Source organism: Orrella sp. JC864 (genome assembly GCF_037026685.1).
Taxonomy (GTDB): Bacteria; Pseudomonadota; Gammaproteobacteria; order Burkholderiales; family Burkholderiaceae_B; genus Orrella.
Genome location: NZ_JBANET010000024.1, coordinates 32086 through 49282 on the forward strand (window position 1 = coordinate 32086; position 17197 = coordinate 49282).

16 protein-coding genes and 3 tRNA genes are annotated in these 17197 nt (G+C 68.3%); 11 read left to right on the forward strand and 8 right to left on the reverse strand.

What is annotated here, in order from left to right; genetic code table 11:
- Positions 1-12: 12 nt before the first annotated feature.
- Positions 13-603, reverse strand: coding sequence for a phosphatase PAP2 family protein (locus V8Z80_RS18095; RefSeq protein ID WP_155192053.1), 591 nt, complete (start codon positions 601-603; stop codon positions 13-15).
- Positions 604-867: 264 nt separating this feature from the next.
- Between V8Z80_RS18095 and mbhE the strand changes: the two genes are divergently transcribed.
- From mbhE to V8Z80_RS18140, 9 genes are all read left to right on the forward strand, one after another.
- Positions 868-3216: a hydrogen gas-evolving membrane-bound hydrogenase subunit E gene (gene mbhE / locus V8Z80_RS18100; RefSeq protein ID WP_336063014.1), complete on the forward strand. Its 2349-nt coding sequence runs from the start codon at positions 868-870 to the stop codon at positions 3214-3216.
- Positions 3213-3611: an MnhB domain-containing protein gene (locus V8Z80_RS18105; protein ID WP_155192051.1), complete on the forward strand. Its 399-nt coding sequence runs from the start codon at positions 3213-3215 to the stop codon at positions 3609-3611. Before mbhE ends, V8Z80_RS18105 begins: the two co-directional genes overlap by 4 nt.
- Positions 3612-3995, forward strand: coding sequence for an NADH-quinone oxidoreductase subunit K (locus V8Z80_RS18110; RefSeq protein WP_155192049.1), 384 nt, complete (start codon positions 3612-3614; stop codon positions 3993-3995). It abuts the gene before it with no gap.
- Positions 3995-5500, forward strand: coding sequence for a Na+/H+ antiporter subunit D (locus V8Z80_RS18115; protein WP_336063015.1), 1506 nt, complete (start codon positions 3995-3997; stop codon positions 5498-5500). Before V8Z80_RS18110 ends, V8Z80_RS18115 begins: the two co-directional genes overlap by 1 nt.
- Positions 5487-5816 (forward strand): Na+/H+ antiporter subunit E, encoded by a 330-nt coding sequence (locus V8Z80_RS18120; RefSeq protein WP_155192043.1) that lies wholly within the window; start codon positions 5487-5489, stop codon positions 5814-5816. The genes V8Z80_RS18115 and V8Z80_RS18120 overlap by 14 nt, the downstream gene beginning before the upstream one ends.
- Positions 5813-6103, forward strand: coding sequence for a monovalent cation/H+ antiporter complex subunit F (locus V8Z80_RS18125; RefSeq protein ID WP_155192041.1), 291 nt, complete (start codon positions 5813-5815; stop codon positions 6101-6103). Before V8Z80_RS18120 ends, V8Z80_RS18125 begins: the two co-directional genes overlap by 4 nt.
- A gap of 5 nt (positions 6104-6108) precedes the next feature.
- Positions 6109-6528, forward strand: coding sequence for a monovalent cation/H(+) antiporter subunit G (gene mnhG / locus V8Z80_RS18130; protein WP_155192039.1), 420 nt, complete (start codon positions 6109-6111; stop codon positions 6526-6528).
- Between the two features lie 66 nt (positions 6529-6594).
- Positions 6595-8004 carry an ATP-binding protein gene (locus V8Z80_RS18135; protein ID WP_155192037.1) on the forward strand — a complete coding sequence of 470 codons (1410 nt, stop codon included), beginning with the start codon at positions 6595-6597 and terminating at the stop codon, positions 8002-8004.
- Entirely contained in the window at positions 8001-9323 is a 1323-nt protein-coding gene (locus tag V8Z80_RS18140; protein ID WP_336063016.1) for a sigma-54-dependent transcriptional regulator, read from the forward strand. Before V8Z80_RS18135 ends, V8Z80_RS18140 begins: the two co-directional genes overlap by 4 nt.
- 27 nt (positions 9324-9350) lie before the next feature.
- Here V8Z80_RS18140 and V8Z80_RS18145 read toward each other — a convergent pair whose 3' ends face one another.
- A complete protein-coding gene (locus tag V8Z80_RS18145; protein ID WP_155192034.1) occupies positions 9351-10019 on the reverse strand; it encodes a GntR family transcriptional regulator in 669 nt (222 codons plus the stop codon).
- A gap of 938 nt (positions 10020-10957) precedes the next feature.
- Between V8Z80_RS18145 and V8Z80_RS18150 the strand changes: the two genes are divergently transcribed.
- Together V8Z80_RS18150 and V8Z80_RS18155 are read left to right on the forward strand one after the other, a co-directional pair.
- Positions 10958-12628 carry a hypothetical protein gene (locus V8Z80_RS18150; protein ID WP_336063017.1) on the forward strand — a complete coding sequence of 557 codons (1671 nt, stop codon included), beginning with the start codon at positions 10958-10960 and terminating at the stop codon, positions 12626-12628.
- 22 nt (positions 12629-12650) lie between these two features.
- Positions 12651-12845 (forward strand): hypothetical protein, encoded by a 195-nt coding sequence (locus V8Z80_RS18155; RefSeq protein ID WP_155192032.1) that lies wholly within the window; start codon positions 12651-12653, stop codon positions 12843-12845.
- 152 nt (positions 12846-12997) lie between these two features.
- Here the strand turns inward: V8Z80_RS18155 and V8Z80_RS18160 are convergent.
- The 6 genes from V8Z80_RS18160 to V8Z80_RS18185 all read right to left on the reverse strand — a co-directional run bounded on the left by V8Z80_RS18160 (position 12998) and on the right by V8Z80_RS18185 (position 17165).
- Positions 12998-13074: transfer RNA gene (locus V8Z80_RS18160), tRNA-Asp, on the reverse strand.
- 40 nt (positions 13075-13114) lie between these two features.
- A tRNA-Glu gene (locus tag V8Z80_RS18165) sits at positions 13115-13190 on the reverse strand.
- A gap of 60 nt (positions 13191-13250) precedes the next feature.
- Positions 13251-13326 (reverse strand) — tRNA-Ala (locus tag V8Z80_RS18170).
- Between the two features lie 166 nt (positions 13327-13492).
- Positions 13493-14638 carry a GNAT family N-acetyltransferase gene (locus tag V8Z80_RS18175; RefSeq protein ID WP_336063018.1) on the reverse strand — a complete coding sequence of 382 codons (1146 nt, stop codon included), beginning with the start codon at positions 14636-14638 and terminating at the stop codon, positions 13493-13495.
- A 47-nt stretch (positions 14639-14685) separates the two neighbouring features.
- Positions 14686-16278 carry an apolipoprotein N-acyltransferase gene (lnt, locus tag V8Z80_RS18180; protein ID WP_442951997.1) on the reverse strand — a complete coding sequence of 531 codons (1593 nt, stop codon included), beginning with the start codon at positions 16276-16278 and terminating at the stop codon, positions 14686-14688.
- Positions 16275-17165, reverse strand: a complete 891-nt coding sequence (locus V8Z80_RS18185; protein ID WP_336063020.1) for an HlyC/CorC family transporter — start codon at positions 17163-17165, stop codon at positions 16275-16277. The genes lnt and V8Z80_RS18185 overlap by 4 nt, the downstream gene beginning before the upstream one ends.
- Positions 17166-17197 lie beyond the last annotated feature (32 nt).

A 17197-nucleotide genomic window follows, 5' to 3' on the forward strand; every position in this document is an offset into this window, starting at 1 on the left:
GTTTGGCTAGGTTCAGGCCGGCTGCATGATGCGCGCCGTCAGCCGCAGGTACCAGCGCGCCACCCATACGCTGGCCGCGCCCAGCAGCGCGCCGGCGGCGATGTCCGCCGGAAAGTGCAGCCCGGCGACCATGCTCAGGCTGCAGCCCACGGCGGCATAGGCCAGCAAGGCCCGGCGCGCGCCCTTGCCGGCATGGCGCCAGAACAGGCAGGCGAACATCACGGCAACGGTCGCGTTGACGGAGGGAAACCCGTCCAGCCAGGCGGGAAAGGCCTGGACCACCATCCATTCCTCGTACAGGTACCAGGGGCGGGGCAGGGGAGCCAGGCGCTCGATGGTGACCAGCGCGCACATGACCACCGAGAAGGACAGCACCAGCGTGGCCAGGATCTCGCCCAGCGTCTCGCCCTGGGGGCGGCGCCCGGTGTGCAGCAGCATCAGGTAGCGCGCGCACAGGGCCAGCACCACCAGGGCCGCGCCCACGTAGCCGTAGCCGTGGCTGAGCACCCGCCAGGCGGGGTCCAGCGAGGAAAAGTGCAGGGCGCGAAAGCCTTGGTACAGCCATTCGTTCAGCCCGGCCCAGTCGTATGCGATTGCTTTCATGGCGTCTTGGGTGCTGGGAAACGTTGACGCCCATTTTTCTGTGCTTGCAGTTTCCTGTCAGCCTGCCTGCGGCGCCTGGCCGATTTATTTCCTGGGAATGTTCATTTTTATGGACCTTGTTGAACGTAAATGTTCATCCTGATTGATATTTCCGGAATGCATTGCCCCGCCTTGCCGTCTCGCTATCAAATGTCCGGTCCGGGGCCTGCGGGCCCATCGAACTGTGCCCCATCTTCGCGCATTGTGCTTGCATCCGACCTTTAGATGACGCTTATTCCCCTGATCGTCGCGGCCTTCGCCGCCTCCCCGATCGTTTTCCTGCTCAGCCGCGCCGCCAGCCCTGCCTGGGCCGCGCTGCTGCCTGCCGGCCTGTTCTGCGGCTTCGCGCTGCAGGCCGGCACGGTGCTGCACGCCGGCGCGGTCCTGGACACCGCCAGCTGGATCCCGGCGCTGGGCATCACGATGGCCTTCCGGCTGGATGCGCTGTCGCTGGTGTTCGCATTGCTGATCACCGGCATCGGTACGTTCATTTTCCTTTACGCGTCCGCCTACCTGTCGCGCGACTGGACGACGCCGCGTTTCTTCACCACCTTGACGTTGTTCATGGCCGCCATGCTGGGCGCGGTGCTGGCCGACGACCTGGTAAGCCTGATCGTGTTCTGGGAGCTCACCAGCCTGACTTCCTTCATGCTGATCGGCTACGACCCGTCCAGCGCCCAATCGCGCCGCTCGGCCCAGCAAGGCCTGCTGATCACCGTGGGCGGCGGCCTGGCGCTGCTGACCGGCGTCATCCTGCTGGGCTCGGCGCTGGGCACCTACCGCATCACCGAGATCCTGGCCGCGCCCTCGGCCGAGCTGTTCGCGCAGCCGCTGGGCACCGCCATCGTCCTGCTCATCGCGCTGGGGGCCTTCAGCAAGTCCGCCCAGGCGCCGCTGCATGCGTGGCTGCCCAACGCCATGGTCGCGCCCACGCCCGTGTCGGCCTACCTGCACTCGGCTACCATGGTCAAGCTGGGCGTGTACCTGCTGGCGCGGATGAACCCGGCGCTGTCCGAAAGCCCGCTGTGGACCCCCCTGCTGGTCACGGTGGGCCTGGCGACCATGTTCGTGGGCACGGTGCTGGCCGCGCGCCAGACCGACCTCAAGCGGCTGCTGGCCTATTCCACCGTCGTCTCGCTGGGCACGCTGGTCGTGCTGGTGGGCACCAGCCTGGAGATCGGCGCCATCGCCATGGCGACCTTCCTGCTCGTGCATGCCTTGTACAAGGCCAGCCTGTTCATGGTGGCGGGGATCATCGACCACGAGGTCGGCACGCGCGATGCCTCCACCCTTGGGCGCCTGGCCCGCCACATGCCCAAGACTGCCGTGGTGGCCTGCCTGGCGGCGTTGTCCATGGCGGGCATCCCGCCGTTGCTGGGCTTTCTCGGCAAGGAGCTGGTCTACGAGGCCGGGCTGACGGCCGAGCTGCCCTGGCTGGCGATGGGCGTGACGCTGCTGGCCAACGCCTGCATGGTCACCATCGGCGCGCTCATCAGCCTGCGCTGCTTCTTCGGCAAGGACGACACGGCCCTGAAGGCCGCCGGCGCCGCGCCGCACGACCCGCCGCTGGCCATGTGGATCGGGCCGATGATCCTGGCGGCCCTGGGCCTGGGGCTGGGGCTGGTGCCCGGCGCCCTGCAGGCGCTGGTGGCCGAGGTCGCCGCCGCGGTGCACGGCCAGCCGGTCGACGTCAGCCTGAGCCTGTGGCATGGCCTGACGCCCATGCTGGCGCTCAGCGGCGTGACGCTGCTGCTGGGCGTGGCCGGCTACCTGGGCTGGCAGCGGCTGCGCGAGGGCGTGGGCCGGCTGTCCTTCATCGACCGCTGGGGCACCGACGCGCTCTACGACAAGGCGCTGGACGGCGTGCTGCGCGGGGCCACGTGGCAGACGCGCATGATCCAGACCGGCAGCCTGCGCCACTACATGGCCATGAGCATCGGCATCGTGTCGGTCGCGGTGCTGGGCTGGCTGCTGGCGCGCGGCGGGCTGTCGATTTCGCTGTCCGGGCCCGACCGCCTGGGCATGGAGCTGGTCCTGCCGCTGCTGCTGATCATCGCCTCGCTGGCCGTGCTGCGCGCCCGCAGCTTCGTGCAGGGCATCATCGCCGCCGGCATGGTCGGCTTCGGGCTGGCGGTGGTGTTCCTGTTCGGCGGCGCGCCCGACCTGGCCTTCACCCAGTTCTCCGTCGAGGCGCTGGCCATCGTCATCTTCCTGGCCCTGATCGGCCACATGCCTTTCCGCGCGGCCGACCCGCGCACTTCGTCGCAGCATTGGCGCGACGCGGGCGTGGCGGCGGCCTTCGGCCTGATGATCACGGTCGTACTGGCCAGCGTCGTCTCGCTGCCCTTCGACCCGGCCCTGTCCGATTACTTCCGCATGGCCAGCTACCCCGAAGCGCATGGACGCAACCTGGTCAACGTCATCATCGTCGACTTCCGCGCCATCGACACGCTGGGCGAGATCGCCGTGCTGGGCCTGGCGGCCCTGGCGGCCGTGGCCGTGTTCTTCGGCGCGGAAAAGCGCGAGGAGCTGCCGGGCAGCCAAGCGCGCGCCGGCCAAGGGAGCAAGCCATGAATTCCGTGATCTTCCGGGTGGGTTCCTGTTTCGTCCTGCCCTTTGCCCTGCTGCTGTCGCTCTACCTGCTCTGGCGCGGCCATAACGAACCGGGCGGCGGTTTCGTCGGCGGCCTGGTGGCGGCAGCCGGCTTTGCCAGCTACGCCCTGCCGCGCGGCTACGCGGCGCTCAAGCGCGTGATGCCCATCGATTCGCTGCAGCTGCTGGCCATCGGGCTGGCCCTGGCGCTGCTCTCGGGCCTGCCGGGCCTGCTGGGCAACGCGGCCTTCATGACGCACGCCTGGACCGAACTGGGCGGCGTGGCCGTGGGCACGGCGTTGCTGTTCGACATCGGCGTGTACCTGACCGTGCTCGGGGCCATCATCACCTTCGTCGGCTTTTTCCTGGAGCGATAGATGGAAGCCCTCTACATTCCCGCCATCGGCGTGATGGCCGGGACCGCCGCTTATCTGCTGATGTCGCGCAACGTGCTGCGCATGGTGCTGGGCCTGCTGCTCCTGAGCAATGCCGCCAACCTGACGCTGTTCGTGGCCGGCCGGCTGGGTTCGAACCTGCCCCCGCTGATCCTGCAAGGGCAGCAGACCGTCGACCTGAGCGCCAATCCCTTGCCCCAGGCCCTGATCCTGACCGCCATCGTGATTTCCTTCGCGCTGGTCGCCTTTGCCGTCGTCCTGCTGCAGCGCGCGCACAAGCGCCTGCAGGTCATCGACACCGAGCAGATGCGCGAGGCCGAACCCTTGCCCAAGCCCGCTGCCGGCAACAAGGAGCGTGCGTGCTGATGTCCCAACATTTCCTGCTGACGGCCCCCATCGCGGTGCCGCTGGCCTTCGTCGCCCTGACCGCGCTGCTGTGGCGCATGCCCGCCTTGCAGCGCGCCGCCAGCCTGGCCGGCAGCCTGGTGCTGCTGGCCGCGGCGCTGGCGCTGCTGGCGGCCACGGCCGACGGCACCATCCTGGCGACCCAGTTCGGATCCTGGCGCGCGCCCTTCGGCATCAGCTTCGTGGCCGACCGGCTGGCCGCGGCCATGGTGCTGATCACGGCCATCCTGGCGGTGGTCGTGTCGGTCTACCAGCTCAAGGACGGCGAGACCAGCGGCCAGGCCATGTTCCACCCGCTCTATCACGGCCTGCTGCTGGGCGTGGCCGGCGCCTTCCTGACCGGCGACCTGTTCAACCTGTACGTGTGGTTCGAGGTCATGCTGATCTCCTCGTTCGGGCTGCTGGTGCTGGGCGGCACGCGCGAGCAGCTGGACGCGGGCGTCAAGTACGTCACGCTCAACCTGGTGATGACCACCATTTTCCTGGTCTCGGTGGCGCTGCTCTACGGCGCGACCGGCACCCTGAACATGGCCGACCTCGCGCAGAAGGTGCCGCTCATCGAGAACACCGGCCTGGTCAGCACGCTGGCGCTGATGTTCTTCCTGGCCTTCGGCTCCAAGGCGGCGCTGTTCCCGCTGTTCTTCTGGCTGCCGGCCTCCTACCACACGGCCAGCACGCCGGTGCTGGCGATCTTCGCGGCGCTGCTGACCAAGGTGGGCGTCTATGCCATCGTGCGCAGCTTCACCCTGATCTTCCCGATGGACGGGGCGCTGGGCTGGGTGATCGCGCTGGTGGCCGGCCTGACCATGATCACCGGCGTGCTGGGCGCGGCCTCGCATTTCGACGTGCGCAAGATCCTGTCCTTCCACATCATCAGCCAGATCGGCTACATGCTGGCCGGCGTGGCCATCGCCACGCCGCTGGCGCTGGCCGGGGCGGTGTTCTACATCGTCCACCACATCATCGTGAAGGCCAATCTCTTCCTGATCGGCGGCATCATCAAGCGCCGCGCCGGCTCCTACGATCTCAAGCGGGTGGGCGGCCTGCACCGCAGCGCGCCGCTGCTGGCCATCCTGTTCTGCGTGCCGGCGCTGTCGCTGGCCGGCCTGCCGCCGCTCTCGGGCTTCTGGGCCAAGTTCCTGGTCATCAAGCCCGGCCTGGACGCCGGCCACGTCTACCTGGCCGCCACGGCGCTGCTGGTGGGTGTGCTCACGCTCTATTCCATGCTCAAGATCTGGAACGAGGCCTTCTGGAAGGACCATCCCGAAGGCGGGCAGCGGGCCGTGCCGCCCCAGCCCACCGGCTGGAGCCACTACCTGCCCATCGTGGCGCTGTCGCTGATCACGCTGGCCATCGGCCTGAATCCCGAGCCCTTCGCCGACTTTTCCATGCAAGCCGCCGGCCAGCTGTCCGACAGCAGCGGCTACGTGAACGCCGTATTGGGGAACGACCATGCGCCGGATTAAATGGTTGATCGACTGGATATCGCTGGCCCTGCTGTTCGGCAAGGAGCTGGTCAAGTCCGTGCACGACGTCGTGCTCAACATCATCAATCCGCGCCGCGTGACGGCCAGCGCCATCGTGGCGGTGCCGCTGGACGTCAAGAGCGAGCTGGGCGTCACGCTGCTGGCCAACATGGTGACCCTGACCCCCGGCACCACGACGCTGTATGTCTCGGATGACCGCAAATTCCTCTACGCCCACGTGATGAACTATTCCGAGGGCGTGGTGGACGATATCAAGCAGGGCTTCGAGCAGAAGATCCTGAAGGTGCTGCCATGACCATAGAAACCGTAATGCCCTATGCCATCGAGTTCAGCAAGCTGATGCTGTTCATCGCCATGCTGGTGGTGGGCATCCGCATCGTGCGCGGGCCGCACGCGGCCGACCGCGTGGTCGCGCTGGACATGCTGTGCCTGCTCGGCGTGGGCGCGGCCGCCCTGGCGGCCGTCTCCACCGGCTCGATCGCCTTCGTCGACGTGGTGCTGGGCGTGGCGCTGATCGGCTTTCTGGCCACCGTGGCGTTTGCCGCCTTCATCGAGCGCGGCACGCAAAGCGACAAGGAGTGACGGCGATGCTGATGTGGCTGGCTGCTTTCTTTCTGGTCTCGGGTTCGATCATCACCCTGATCGCCGCCGTGGGCGTGCTGCGGCTGCCCGACTTCTTCATGCGCATGCATGCGGCCACCAAGGCTGGCGTGTTCGGTTCGGGCCTGATCCTGCTGGGCGTGGGCTTTTTCGAGCCGAGCTGGGGCACCTGGATCAAGATCGGCCTGGCGATCTTTTTTCTGCTGCTGACCACGCCCATGGCCGGCCACCTGCTGGGCAAGGCCGGGTTCATCGGCGGCGCGAACCTGTGGCGCGGCACCACCCACAATGCCCTGCAGGAAGTGCTGGCGCCGGGCGAGTTCGTCGAGCGCCACATGAGCGAGCCGGGGCGGGACGAGGACGCTGCTATCATTGCCCGGGCGCAGGCGCCGTCCCGGGCACGCTAGCGCCGCCCGTGTCCGCCTTGCCTGAAGTCTGATCGTACTGCCGTGCCTGTCGGTACCGGGAGAGCAATGTTCGCATGGTATTTCCGCCTTCCCTTGCTGGTACGCGTGCCATTGCTTTCGGCGGTCCTGATCTTCCTGATCGCCATGGCGGTCATGCAGATCTCCATATTCAGCCTGACCTCGCAATATGAGCGCCAGACCGAGCGGGTAGGGCAGGTCTACCTGGACGGCCTGTCGGCCGCGGTGGCCGTCGCCTACCGCGAGCGCGACATCCCGGCCATCGACCGGGCGCTCGAGCGCTCGCTCAGCGTATACCTGGGCGTGGTCGACCGCCAGCTGGCGGTCATCGACCGCCAGGACGGCGTGCTGGCCCACCGCGCCGGCCCCAACCTGGGCCAGACCAGCGCGCCCCCGCCGCAGGTCTACGAGCTGCCCAAGGGCTATGCCTACGACGCGGCCTCGCGCAGCCTGTGGGTCTGGCGCGAACTCGATGGCAGCGGCATCGTGGCCGCCAACCTGGACATCTCCGATTTTGCCCGCGAGCGTTCCGCGCTGCGCTGGCGCCTGGTGCTGGTCGGGCTGGCGCTGAGCCTGCTGGCCGCCCTGGGCGGCTACCTGGTCATCCGCCGCATCCAGCATCCGCTCGGCGTGCTGAGCGTGCAGCTGCACCGGGCCGCGGCCTTCGGGGCCGAGAAGATCCCCGAGGCGGAAATCTCCGGGCAGGACGGCCAGGCCCAGACTCTCATGCACGCCTACAACGAATTGGTGCAGGCCGTGCAGGACCGCGAGCTGATCACGGAACGCCTGGCGCGCCAGGATCGCCAGGCGCTGCTGGGCCGCATCGCCGCGACCCTGGCGCACGAGATCCGCAATCCGCTGACCGGCATCATGACGGCCCTGCAGACCGTGCGCATGTATGGCGACGACGCGGCCAGCCGCAACGAGGCCCTGGACTTCGTCGATCGCGGCATACAATCGCTGCAGGGCGTGGCCCAGGCGACGCTGGACATCTACCGTCCCAGCGCGCGCGGCCCGGCGCTGACGCTGCGCGACCTCGAGGACGTGGCCCTGCTGGTCGAGCCGCATGCCCGGCGCAGGGACGTGGCGCTCCAGACCTCGCTGCGGCTGCCGGCGGCCGTCGGCCTGGATGCTTTCAAGATGCGGCAGATCGCCCTGAACCTGCTGCTCAATGCCATCCAGACCTCGCCGCCGCAGGGCACCGTGCGCTACGAGGCCAGTTGCGCGCAGGGCGTCTTTTGCCTGAGCGTCTCGGACCAGGGGCCCGGCCTGCCCGGCCCCATGCGCGAGTTCCTGCTGGCCGGACAGGCCGAGCCGGCCGAGGCCTCGCTGGGCATCGCCACGATACGCAGGCTGGCCATGGAGATGCGCGGCCGCATCGCGGTGCAGGACCGTCCGGGCGCTGGCGCCGAAATCCGATTGACTTTCGAGATCCCCGAAGAGGACGTCAAACCATGAAGCGTCAGGCACTCGATGTGCTGCTGGTGGAAGACGATGGCGTGCTGGGCGGCGCCGTGGCCCAGCGCCTGCGCCTGGAGGGCTTGTCCGTGCTGTGGGTGCAAAGCGCGGCGCAGGCGATCGAGGCGCTGCAGCGCCACGACCCGGCCCTGATGCTCTCGGACATCCGCCTGCCCGACGGCACCGGCGAGGATGTCTTTCGCCAGGCCGCGCGCCTGCTTGCCGACACCGAGGTCATGTTCGCCACCGCCTATGCCGAGGTCGCGCAGGCGGTGGCCCTGGTCAAGGCCGGCGCCAGCGACTATCTCATCAAGCCTTACGACATCAATGACCTGGTGCGGCGCATCAAGGCCACGCTCTCGCGCGCCCACCTGCCCAAGGGGGTCCGCACCGCCTTTCGCAGCTTCCATCATGATTCGGCCGAGATGGCGGCGCTGATGGGCCAGCTCAAGCGCCTGGCCCGGGAAAACTTTCCCATCCTGCTGATGGGCGAGACCGGCACAGGCAAGGAAATGGCCGCCCGGCTCGTCCACGAGGCTTCCGACCGCGCGGCCGCGCCCTTCATTCCCGTCAGTTGCGCCGACATTTCCGACGTGGCGCTCGAGAGCAAGTATTTCGGCCACGAGGCCGGGGCCTTTCCCAATGCCGTCTCGCGCAAGGCCGGCGTGCTGGAGGACGTGGGCGGCGGCACGCTGTTCCTGGACGAGGTGTGCGAAATGCATCCCAAGATGCAGGCGGCGCTGGTGCGGGTGCTGCAGGACGGCCATTTCAGGCGGCTGGGCGGGGACGAGCCCATCCGCTTCGAAGGCCGCATCGTGGCGGCCACCAATGCCGACGTGCAGGAAGCGCTGGCTGCCGGCCGCCTGCGCCAGGACCTGTATTACCGCCTGCAGGGCGCGCAGCTGACCATCCCGCCGCTGCGCCGGCGCGTGCCCGAGATCCTGCCGCTGGCCGAGCGCCTGCTCGAGTCCTATGGCGGCGCCAGTCCCCTGGCGCCATTCACGCTGTCGCCGGCGGCCCGCAGCGCCCTGGTCACGCACGCCTGGCCGGGCAACGTGCGCGAGCTGGGCAACCGTATCGCCCAGGCCTGCGCGCTGGCCGAATCTTCCACGCTGGGGCCGGCCGACCTGTTTCCCGAGCACAAGGGGCGCGACGCCGGCGAGCCTTCGCTGGCGCGCGTGCGCGCCGAGGCCGAGCGCGAGGAGATCGAGCGCGTGATCGCCGAGTCCGGCGGCCGGCTGGGCGAGGCCGCCAAGCGGCTGGGCATCTCGCGCACCACCTTGTGGAAGCGGCGCCGGGCCAACGGCGGCGGCGCGTAGCGGCCGCCGGCCCGGCCCGGCCAAGCCTTATTCCACGTACTTGGCGTATACCGCCAGCACCATTCTTTCCGAGCGCGTCAGGTATTGCTCCAGCTCCTGGGCGGCGGTGTCGGGCCGGCCTGATTCCAGCAGTTCGATCAACTGGTTGTTCATGTCGATGAACGGCGCGTGCAGGTACTCGGGATCGTCCACCAGCCCGAAGGCCAGCCGCAGTTCGGCCGCGATCTGGTCGTAGAAGGTACTCAGGCGCTCGCTGTCGGCCAGCGCGATGATGGCGGCGTGGAACTCCATGTTGGCGGTGGCCACCGTGCGCCAGTCGGCGGTTTCCTGGGCCGCGTAGGCTTTCTGGATGGCCTGGCGCATGCGCTTGCCGGCAGGATGGCGCGGATAGGCCTGGCTCAGCGCGCGGCATTCGACCACGCGGCGCACCCGATAGATGTCGATGATGGCGGCGATGCTGGGCGTGGCGACGAACACCCCGCGGTTCGATTCGTGGCGCAGCAGCCCTTCCTTGGTCAGCAGGCGGAACGACTCGCGCAGCGTGTTGCGCGAAATGCCCAGTTTTTCGCTGAGGGCGGCTTCCGGCAGGCGCTGGTTGGGACGCAGCTCGCCGTTGACCAGTTGCGCGCGGATCTGCTCGGTGACCTTCTGGATCAGCGTCAGCGTGCTGCTGGACGGTTCTTGTGTGGCGGACATCGGGTTTCCATGCAAAGGCGGGCGGGACGGGCGCGGCTTGGCCGCTCGAGGTGCTTTGTAGCACGAACGAAGGGCGCGGACGGACAATGCGCGCCCTGCGAGCGCGTAAAAATGCCGGCTCTTGCCCGATATTGCTGCTTTTTAAGCATAGTCTGGCATGGTGATAGAGAATTATTGTTCAACAATAATGCAGGCCGGAAGTGGGCCAGCAGCAGGCCGGAAACGGGCCAAGGTGCCGGCTTGCCGGCCTGTCCGCCTTCCTGCAGGCGTGCGCGCAGAATGCCTTGCTACAAGGCGAAACCTTTGCTTGCAAGGTGCGCTGCCGCCCTACTGGCGGCATGGTTGCTTGCCCGGGGCGCATGTTCGCGCCGGAGGTGGGCGGGCCTATACGGGTTTTTCCTAATGCGCTTCCCACATTGCTGCAATACTCTAGCCTTCAATGTGTCAATCCTAGGCATTTTGTCCGATCAAGAAGAATAGTTGTTCAACATTTGAGGGGAAAGCGATGCGTAGCATGACCAGCCATGCCGCGTCCAGGCGGCGTCCGGCCGCCGGGCGTGAGGCGATCCGTCCAGGCTGACTAGGGGCGCGCGGCCGGTGCGGCCGCGCGCAGGCGAGTGCGGCGCCCGGCGGGCGCCTCGCGCCGCGCGCGCGGTCCCTCCGGCCGGTCCGGCCCGGCCTCTTCTGTGATTTTGACTTCCTCCCTGCGCGCAGGCCGCGCCGGGCAAGGGCGTTCGTTTGTCCGGAATCGGCTGGACCGGCAGGTATCGCCGGATGTCCGCACGGCCGCGTTGGCGCCACCGCCGGCGCAAGGCCCGGGACACCGGGATAGGGGAGGCCGGCCGACCCCGCGGGCAGCGCCAGGGCTGCGGCGGGCGAGGGCGGCGAATTCGGGGGGCCATGGTGATGCACCCGTGTTTTCAATCAGGGAGATCGAAGTGAGAAAGCTCAAGTCAGGCAAATGGGCGTTGGCGGCGATGGCGGTTCTGGTATTGAACGCCTGCGGCGGCAGCGATGACGATGACGAAAAGGATCCCGGCGCGCCGCCGGAGCCCGCGCCCGAGGCCGTCTCGTGCCGCTGGGACCGCGACGTGCAGCTGGCGTTCGAGGAGCGCCGCCTGGACACCCCGCTGCCCTTCTCGGGTGCGAATGTCATCAACAGCGACCAGACCCCGCTGGCCACGCGCATCGTGACGGCCGCGGGTTTCCAGGATTTTGCACCGGAATTCGCCGCCGCCCTGTGCGATGACGAGGGCCACACCGTCGTGCGCAGCCAGGAAGAAGCCGTCGATCTGGTGCGCGAAAAAGGCCAGGCCCTGTGGCGCGCCGCGGTCGATCGCGTGCAAGGCCGGCGCGAGGCTCGCGAAGGCGAGACGCTGCCGCGCAGCGACGACCGCATGCTGTACTGGACCCGCGTGCAGATGACCAAGGTGCTGCGCCAATGGGTGCCCGAATGGGGCATGAGCGCCGACCAGATGTCCGAGCTGCAATGGGAGTTCGAGCGGGCCTCGCGGGGCCAGTACGACATCGACCTGCCCGAGGGCGACGCGCCTTCGGGCAAGCCCTATCGGCGCATGATCATCAGCGGCTTTGACGTCTTTACGCTGGGCACGCCTGGCGTGCCCAATACCGGCCTGCGCAACGGCAACCCCTCGGGCGCGACGGCGCTGGAGATGGACGGCCGCGAATACACGCTGTCCGACGGGTCGGTGCTGCGCGTGGAAGCCTACGTGCTGCCCGTCAGCTACGATCCCTTCAACCGCGGCATGCAGGAAGACACCCTCGGGCCCTGGTTCCAGCCCGGTCCCAAGCAGGTCCATGCCTCGCTGACCTACAGCCAGGGCGGCAGCAACATCTTCTGGCTGGAAGAGTTCAACGCGCGCTTTCACGGCTCCTCGGCCGGCAACGACGGCATCGTCTATTGCCCGGGCAGCCTGAGGCTGCCGGCGGTGGTGCTGCCCTTGGGCACGCTCACCACCGAAGGCGCCGATCCGATCACGCTGCCCGGTTCGGGCTGCAATACGGTCGTGCAGGAGCGCTGGTACGGCTCGGATACGATCTCGGCGTGGAAGAAGGACCATCCGCCCCAGTTCACGGTGGCCTCGCTGCCCGTCGAGCAGATGCTGGCGGCCAACACCCAGCAAGGCGTGCTGCGCCCGCCCGGCGCCACCAGCGACGGCACCGACGGCTTTGACGTGACCTGGCATACCAACTACGACTATTTCCCCGACTGCTCCAGCACCACGACGGTCAACGTGCCCTGGCACGGCGTCAGGAACGCCATGCCCGATCCATCGCAGGTGCAGACGCCCGATCCGTCCTGGTGCTCGCGACGTGGCGGCGGCGGCGACTATCTTTCCAACGAGAGCGCCTACCGCAACACGCTGCTGCGCGACGTGATGGGGCTGAACATCCCGGCCGGCCACATCCACATCCCGGTGATGAACAACTTCTACAACGGCACGGCAGCCGCCGGCGGCTATCCGCGCGACGACAACTCGTACACCGATGCGCGTTTCGAAGCCTACCGCACGGCCATTGTGGAACAATCGAAGAAGCTGGCGATCGTCGTCGGCGAGAGCCTGGTCACTGGCGGACCGGCCAAGTAAACCTCGACGCTAAGGAGCCATCATGAAACTCAAGACTTTGCTGCTTGCCGCCGGCCTGGCGTTCTCGGCCGGCGTGCTGGCCCAGCCCAGCATGTACTACCTGTGGAAGAACCCGAGCACCGGCCAGACCGTGTGCGAGCCCGAATCGCCGGGCAAGGGGTGGGTGAAGGTCAGCGAGCAGGTCTATCAAGACCTGGAGTGCAAGACGCCGCTGTGATGCGCGCGATGCCGGCCCTGGACGCTGTCCGCGCCCGGGGCCGGCGCAAAAAGCGTATCGCCTGGCCGTCGAAGGGTGATGCGCGGGTTGTGCGCCTGGCGGTGCCAAAGCAAAAGGGCCTGCGGATTTCTCACGCAAGCCCTAGGTATCTTTGGCGGAGCGGACGGGGCTCGAACCCGCGACCCCCGGCGTGACAGGCCGGTATTCTAACCAACTGAACTACCGCTCCGCAGCGGTATACTGACTACGCAGCAGCTTAGGAAATAAGCTGGCGTCCCCTAGGGGATTCGAACCCCTGTACTCACCGTGAAAGGGTGATGTCCTAGGCCTCTAGACGAAGGGGACAGGACCGTGCTGCATTTTACTGACTGCATTTTACTGATTTACTGCCTTCTTCGCTTTCAGTGGTGGAGGTAAGCGGGATCGAACCGCTGACCTCTTGCATGCCATGCAAGCGCTCTCCCAGCTGAGCTATACCCCCGATCTGGTTGCCGTCACTACAGTTTTCTTGCACTGTCCTGCTTGAAAACTGCTGTGTCAGCAGCGAAGAAACGAGATTATGCACAAGTTTTTTTCCGTGTGCAAGTCCCCCTGCGCATCGGACATAAAAAAATCGAAAATTTTTCGCGGACGGCGCCACTAGGCGCTCAACGCCGGTAGGGCGTGTGCTCGTTCAGTTCGTCCATATAGGCATCCAGGCCGGCCGCCTCGCGGCGCAGGAAATCCTCCACCGCCTGAGCAAAGGCCGGGTGGGCGAGCCAGTGCGCCGAGCGGGTGGCCACGGGCATCAGGCCGCGCGCCAGCTTGTGCTCGCCTTGCGCCCCGCCCTCGAATACGCGGATGCCCTGGCCGATGGCCCACTCGATCGGGGTGTAGTAGCACAGTTCGAAGTGCAGGCAGGATATCTCGGCCAGCGCGCCCCAATAGCGTCCGTACAGGCGCGGTTCGCCGCCGGGCGCATCGCGCAGCAGCAGGCTGGCGGCGACGGGCTGGCCATCGAGCAGGGCCTGGGCCATGACGCAGTGCGCCGGCAGCTGCTGTCCCAGGTGCAGGAAGAAGGCCGGGCGCAGGTAGGGCTCCTGCGCGCGCTGCAGATAGGTGTTGGCATAGCAGCGATAGAAAAAGCGCCAGTCCTGCTCGCCGATGTCGGCGCCTTGCAGCACGCGTACGCGTACCCCGGCCTGCTCGACCTTGCGGCGCTCGGCGCGGATCTTCTTGCGCTTGGGCTGCGACAGGCTGTCCAGGAATTCGTCGAAGTCGCGCCAGCCCGCGTTGCGCCAATGGAATTGCGTGCCCGCGCGCACCATGAAGCCGGCCCGCCGCAGGCAGCGGGCCTCGGCCTCGGTGGGAAACAGCACGTGCATCGAAGAGGCGCCGCTGTCGCCGGCAAGCTGCGCCAGCGCCTGGGCCAGGTGCTGGCGCGCGGCGTCCTCGCGCGCCAGCAGGCGCATGCCGCCCACCGGCGTGAAGGGCACCGCGCACAGCCATTTGGGGTAATAGCGCAGGCCGTGGCGCGCATAGGCGTCGGCCCAGGCCCAGTCGAACACGTATTCGCCGTAGGAATGGGTCTTCAGGTATAGCGGCGCGGCGCCGGCCAGCGCGCCGCTGGCCGCCTCGCGCAGCAGTGCGTGGCGCGGGATCCAGCCTTGTTCCTCGCCCACGCAGCCGGTGGCCTCCAGGCCGTGCAGAAAGGCGTGGCTGAGCAGGCAGCCCGCCGGGGCGGCCAGTGCGTCCCATTCCTCGGGCCGCACCTGGTCCAGCGTCCCGGCCAGTTCCAGGCGGTAGGCAGTCATGCGGCGCAGGCTTGCGGACGGTTGGACGGGCTCATGCCTGCGCCGCTTCAGGCCCGCGGCCGCCGCAGCGCCAGCGCGGCCAGCAAGAGCGCGGCCAGCAGCAGGATGGGGGCGTTGCCGGCGCGGGCATAGGGCGTCAGGCCTTCGGTGCCCTGTATCGCCAGGCCCAGGACGCCGGGCCGCATGGGCGGCAGCTGGGCCAGCACTTGCCCGTCGGCGTCGATGGCCGCGGTCGCGCCGGTATTGGTGGCCCGCAGCATGGGGCGGGCCAGCTCGATGGCGCGCATGCGCGAGATCTGCAGGTGCTGGCGCAGCGCCCACGAGTCGCCGAACCAGCCCAGGTTGCTGAAATTGACCAGGATGTTCGCGCCGGGCGAGCCGTCCTTGCCGGGGAACAGCGCCGGGCGCAGTTCTTCGCCGAAAACGTCCTCGAAGCAGATGTTGGGCGCGATCTGCCGCCCGCCCAGCGTGAAGGGCGTCTGGCGCGCGGGGCCGCGGTCGAAGTCGCCCAGCGGGATGGACATGGCCTGCACGAACCAGCGAAAGCCCCAGGGGATGAATTCGCCAAAGGGCACCAGGTGGCGCTTGTCATAGCGGTGCGCCGGCCGCCCGGCCATCAGCGCCTGCAAGTCGGTCTGCGCGGTGATGGGCACCACGCTGTTGGTGACGCGACCCTGCTCGCGGTCGCGCAGCGGCGCGCCCAGCAGGATGGTGCTGCCCTGGCGCCCGGCCAGGTCGCGCCAGGCTTGCCACAGCGCCGGCGGCAGCCGGTCCTGGAACACCGGCATAATGGTTTCGGGCAATACGATCAGTTCGGGCGCGGGCGCGTCCGGCCCGGTGGGCGTGCCCGCCAGTTCGAGATGGCGATGCAGGCCGGCCTGCAGCAGTTCGGGATTAAATTTATCGTTCTGGTCGACCGCGCCTTGCACCAGGCGCACCTGCAGCGGCTCGCCGTGCGGCGTCCACCACTGCCATTGCGCCAGCGCCCAGCCGGCCAGCGCCAGCACGATCGCCAACGCGGCGGGAATGGATTGGCGGGGCTCGGCCCGGCGCGGATTCTCGCGCCACAGGAAGGCGATGGCGGCGGCGCAGAAGGCCGACACGAAGGCCACCGCATAGACGCCGCCCAGCGGCGCCCAGCCGGCCAGCGGGCTGTCCAGGTGGGCGTAGCCGGCGTTGAGCCACGGAAAGCCGGTAAAGACGACGCCGCGCAGCCATTCGGCCAGCGTCCAGGCGCCGGCCCAGGCCAGCGCCGCGGGCAGCGCGCCCCGGCGGTGCGCCACCCACCGGGCCAGCCCCGCCGCCAGCGCGAAATACAGCGCCAGGTAGGCGGCCAGCGCCAGCACGCCGGCGGCCGCCAGCGGCGCCGGCATGAAGCCGTAGGTGTGCATGCTGATGTACAGCCAGTACACGCCGATGACGCAGGCGATCCAGCCGAACAGCCAGCCCCCGGCCGCGGCCTGCCGCACCGACCGCGCGTCCAGGCTCAGGCGCGCCAGCACCGCCAGCGCCAGCAAGTGCACCGGCGCCAGCGCCCAGGCGGGCAGGGGATCGGGGGCGAAGACCAGGGCGTAGGCCGCCCCGGCCGCGGCAAGACCCGCCGCGCGCGGGCCGGGCGGGCGCAGGCGCGGCATGCTCAGGCCTGTTCGCCGGTGTCGCCGGTGCGCGGGGCCACGCGCCGCACGCGCAGCCACAGGGCGCGGCGCGCGTCGGCGCGCACCACTTCGATGGCGAGGTTGTCGCGCTCGACCGTGTCGCCGCGGCGGGGGATGCGGCCCAGCTCGGCCGCCAGCCAGCCGCCTACCGTGTCGTAGTCGTCCTCGGGCAGGGCCGCGCCCAGGGCCTCGTTGAAGTCGTCGATGTCGGTGGTGGCCATCACGCGCCAGGACTGGTCGCTTTCGGCGAAGATGGTCTGCTCTTCGTCCTCGTCGAACTCGTCCTCGATGTCGCCCACGATCTGCTCGAGCACGTCTTCCATGGTGACCAGGCCCGAGATGCCGCCGTGCTCGTCGATGACGATGGCCAGGTGGTTGCGGTTGACGCGAAAGTCGCGCAGCAGCACGTTCAGGCGCTTGGACTCGGGGATGAACACGGCCGGGCGCACCAGCGAGCGCAGGTCCAGGCCGGGTTCCAGCATGCAGCGCAGCAGGTCCTTGGCCAGCAGGATGCCGATGATGTTCTCGCGGTCGCCCTCGTAGACGGGAAAGCGCGAATGGGCGGTGTCGATCACCTGCGAGAGCAGGTAGGGCAGCGGCTGGCCGATGTCCAGCATGTCCATGCGCGAGCGCGGCACCATCAGGTCGCCGGCCGTGCCTTCGGAGACGGCCAGCGCGCCCTTGATCATGACGTAGGCTTCGTCGTCCAGCAGGGAGCGCTCGTGGGCGGCCTCCAGGACGGCCTTGATGCTGTCGCGGTCTTGCGGTTCGCGCCGGACCAGGCTCAGCAGCCGGTCCATCAAGGATTTGTTGGAAGAGGATTTGGCAGGGCGGCTTGCCTCTGCCTCGGCAGCAGGATAAGGATCAGACATTGTCCGGGGACAAGAAAAACGAGGCTTTCAGC

Coding starts and splice junctions, on each gene's coding strand:
- mnhG (WP_155192039.1), top strand. CDS start 6,109: ATGCTGATGTGGCTGGCTGCTTTCTTTCTGGTCTCGGGTTCGATCATC.
- V8Z80_RS18135 (WP_155192037.1), top strand. CDS start 6,595: ATGTTCGCATGGTATTTCCGCCTTCCCTTGCTGGTACGCGTGCCATTG.
- V8Z80_RS18110 (WP_155192049.1), top strand. CDS start 3,612: ATGGAAGCCCTCTACATTCCCGCCATCGGCGTGATGGCCGGGACCGCC.
- V8Z80_RS18175 (WP_336063018.1), bottom strand. CDS start 14,638: ATGACTGCCTACCGCCTGGAACTGGCCGGGACGCTGGACCAGGTGCGG.
- V8Z80_RS18105 (WP_155192051.1), top strand. CDS start 3,213: ATGAATTCCGTGATCTTCCGGGTGGGTTCCTGTTTCGTCCTGCCCTTT.
- V8Z80_RS18125 (WP_155192041.1), top strand. CDS start 5,813: ATGACCATAGAAACCGTAATGCCCTATGCCATCGAGTTCAGCAAGCTG.
- V8Z80_RS18095 (WP_155192053.1), bottom strand. CDS start 603: ATGAAAGCAATCGCATACGACTGGGCCGGGCTGAACGAATGGCTGTAC.
- V8Z80_RS18185 (WP_336063020.1), bottom strand. CDS start 17,165: ATGTCTGATCCTTATCCTGCTGCCGAGGCAGAGGCAAGCCGCCCTGCC.
- V8Z80_RS18140 (WP_336063016.1), top strand. CDS start 8,001: ATGAAGCGTCAGGCACTCGATGTGCTGCTGGTGGAAGACGATGGCGTG.
- V8Z80_RS18155 (WP_155192032.1), top strand. CDS start 12,651: ATGAAACTCAAGACTTTGCTGCTTGCCGCCGGCCTGGCGTTCTCGGCC.
- V8Z80_RS18115 (WP_336063015.1), top strand. CDS start 3,995: ATGTCCCAACATTTCCTGCTGACGGCCCCCATCGCGGTGCCGCTGGCC.
- mbhE (WP_336063014.1), top strand. CDS start 868: ATGACGCTTATTCCCCTGATCGTCGCGGCCTTCGCCGCCTCCCCGATC.
- V8Z80_RS18120 (WP_155192043.1), top strand. CDS start 5,487: ATGCGCCGGATTAAATGGTTGATCGACTGGATATCGCTGGCCCTGCTG.
- V8Z80_RS18145 (WP_155192034.1), bottom strand. CDS start 10,019: ATGTCCGCCACACAAGAACCGTCCAGCAGCACGCTGACGCTGATCCAG.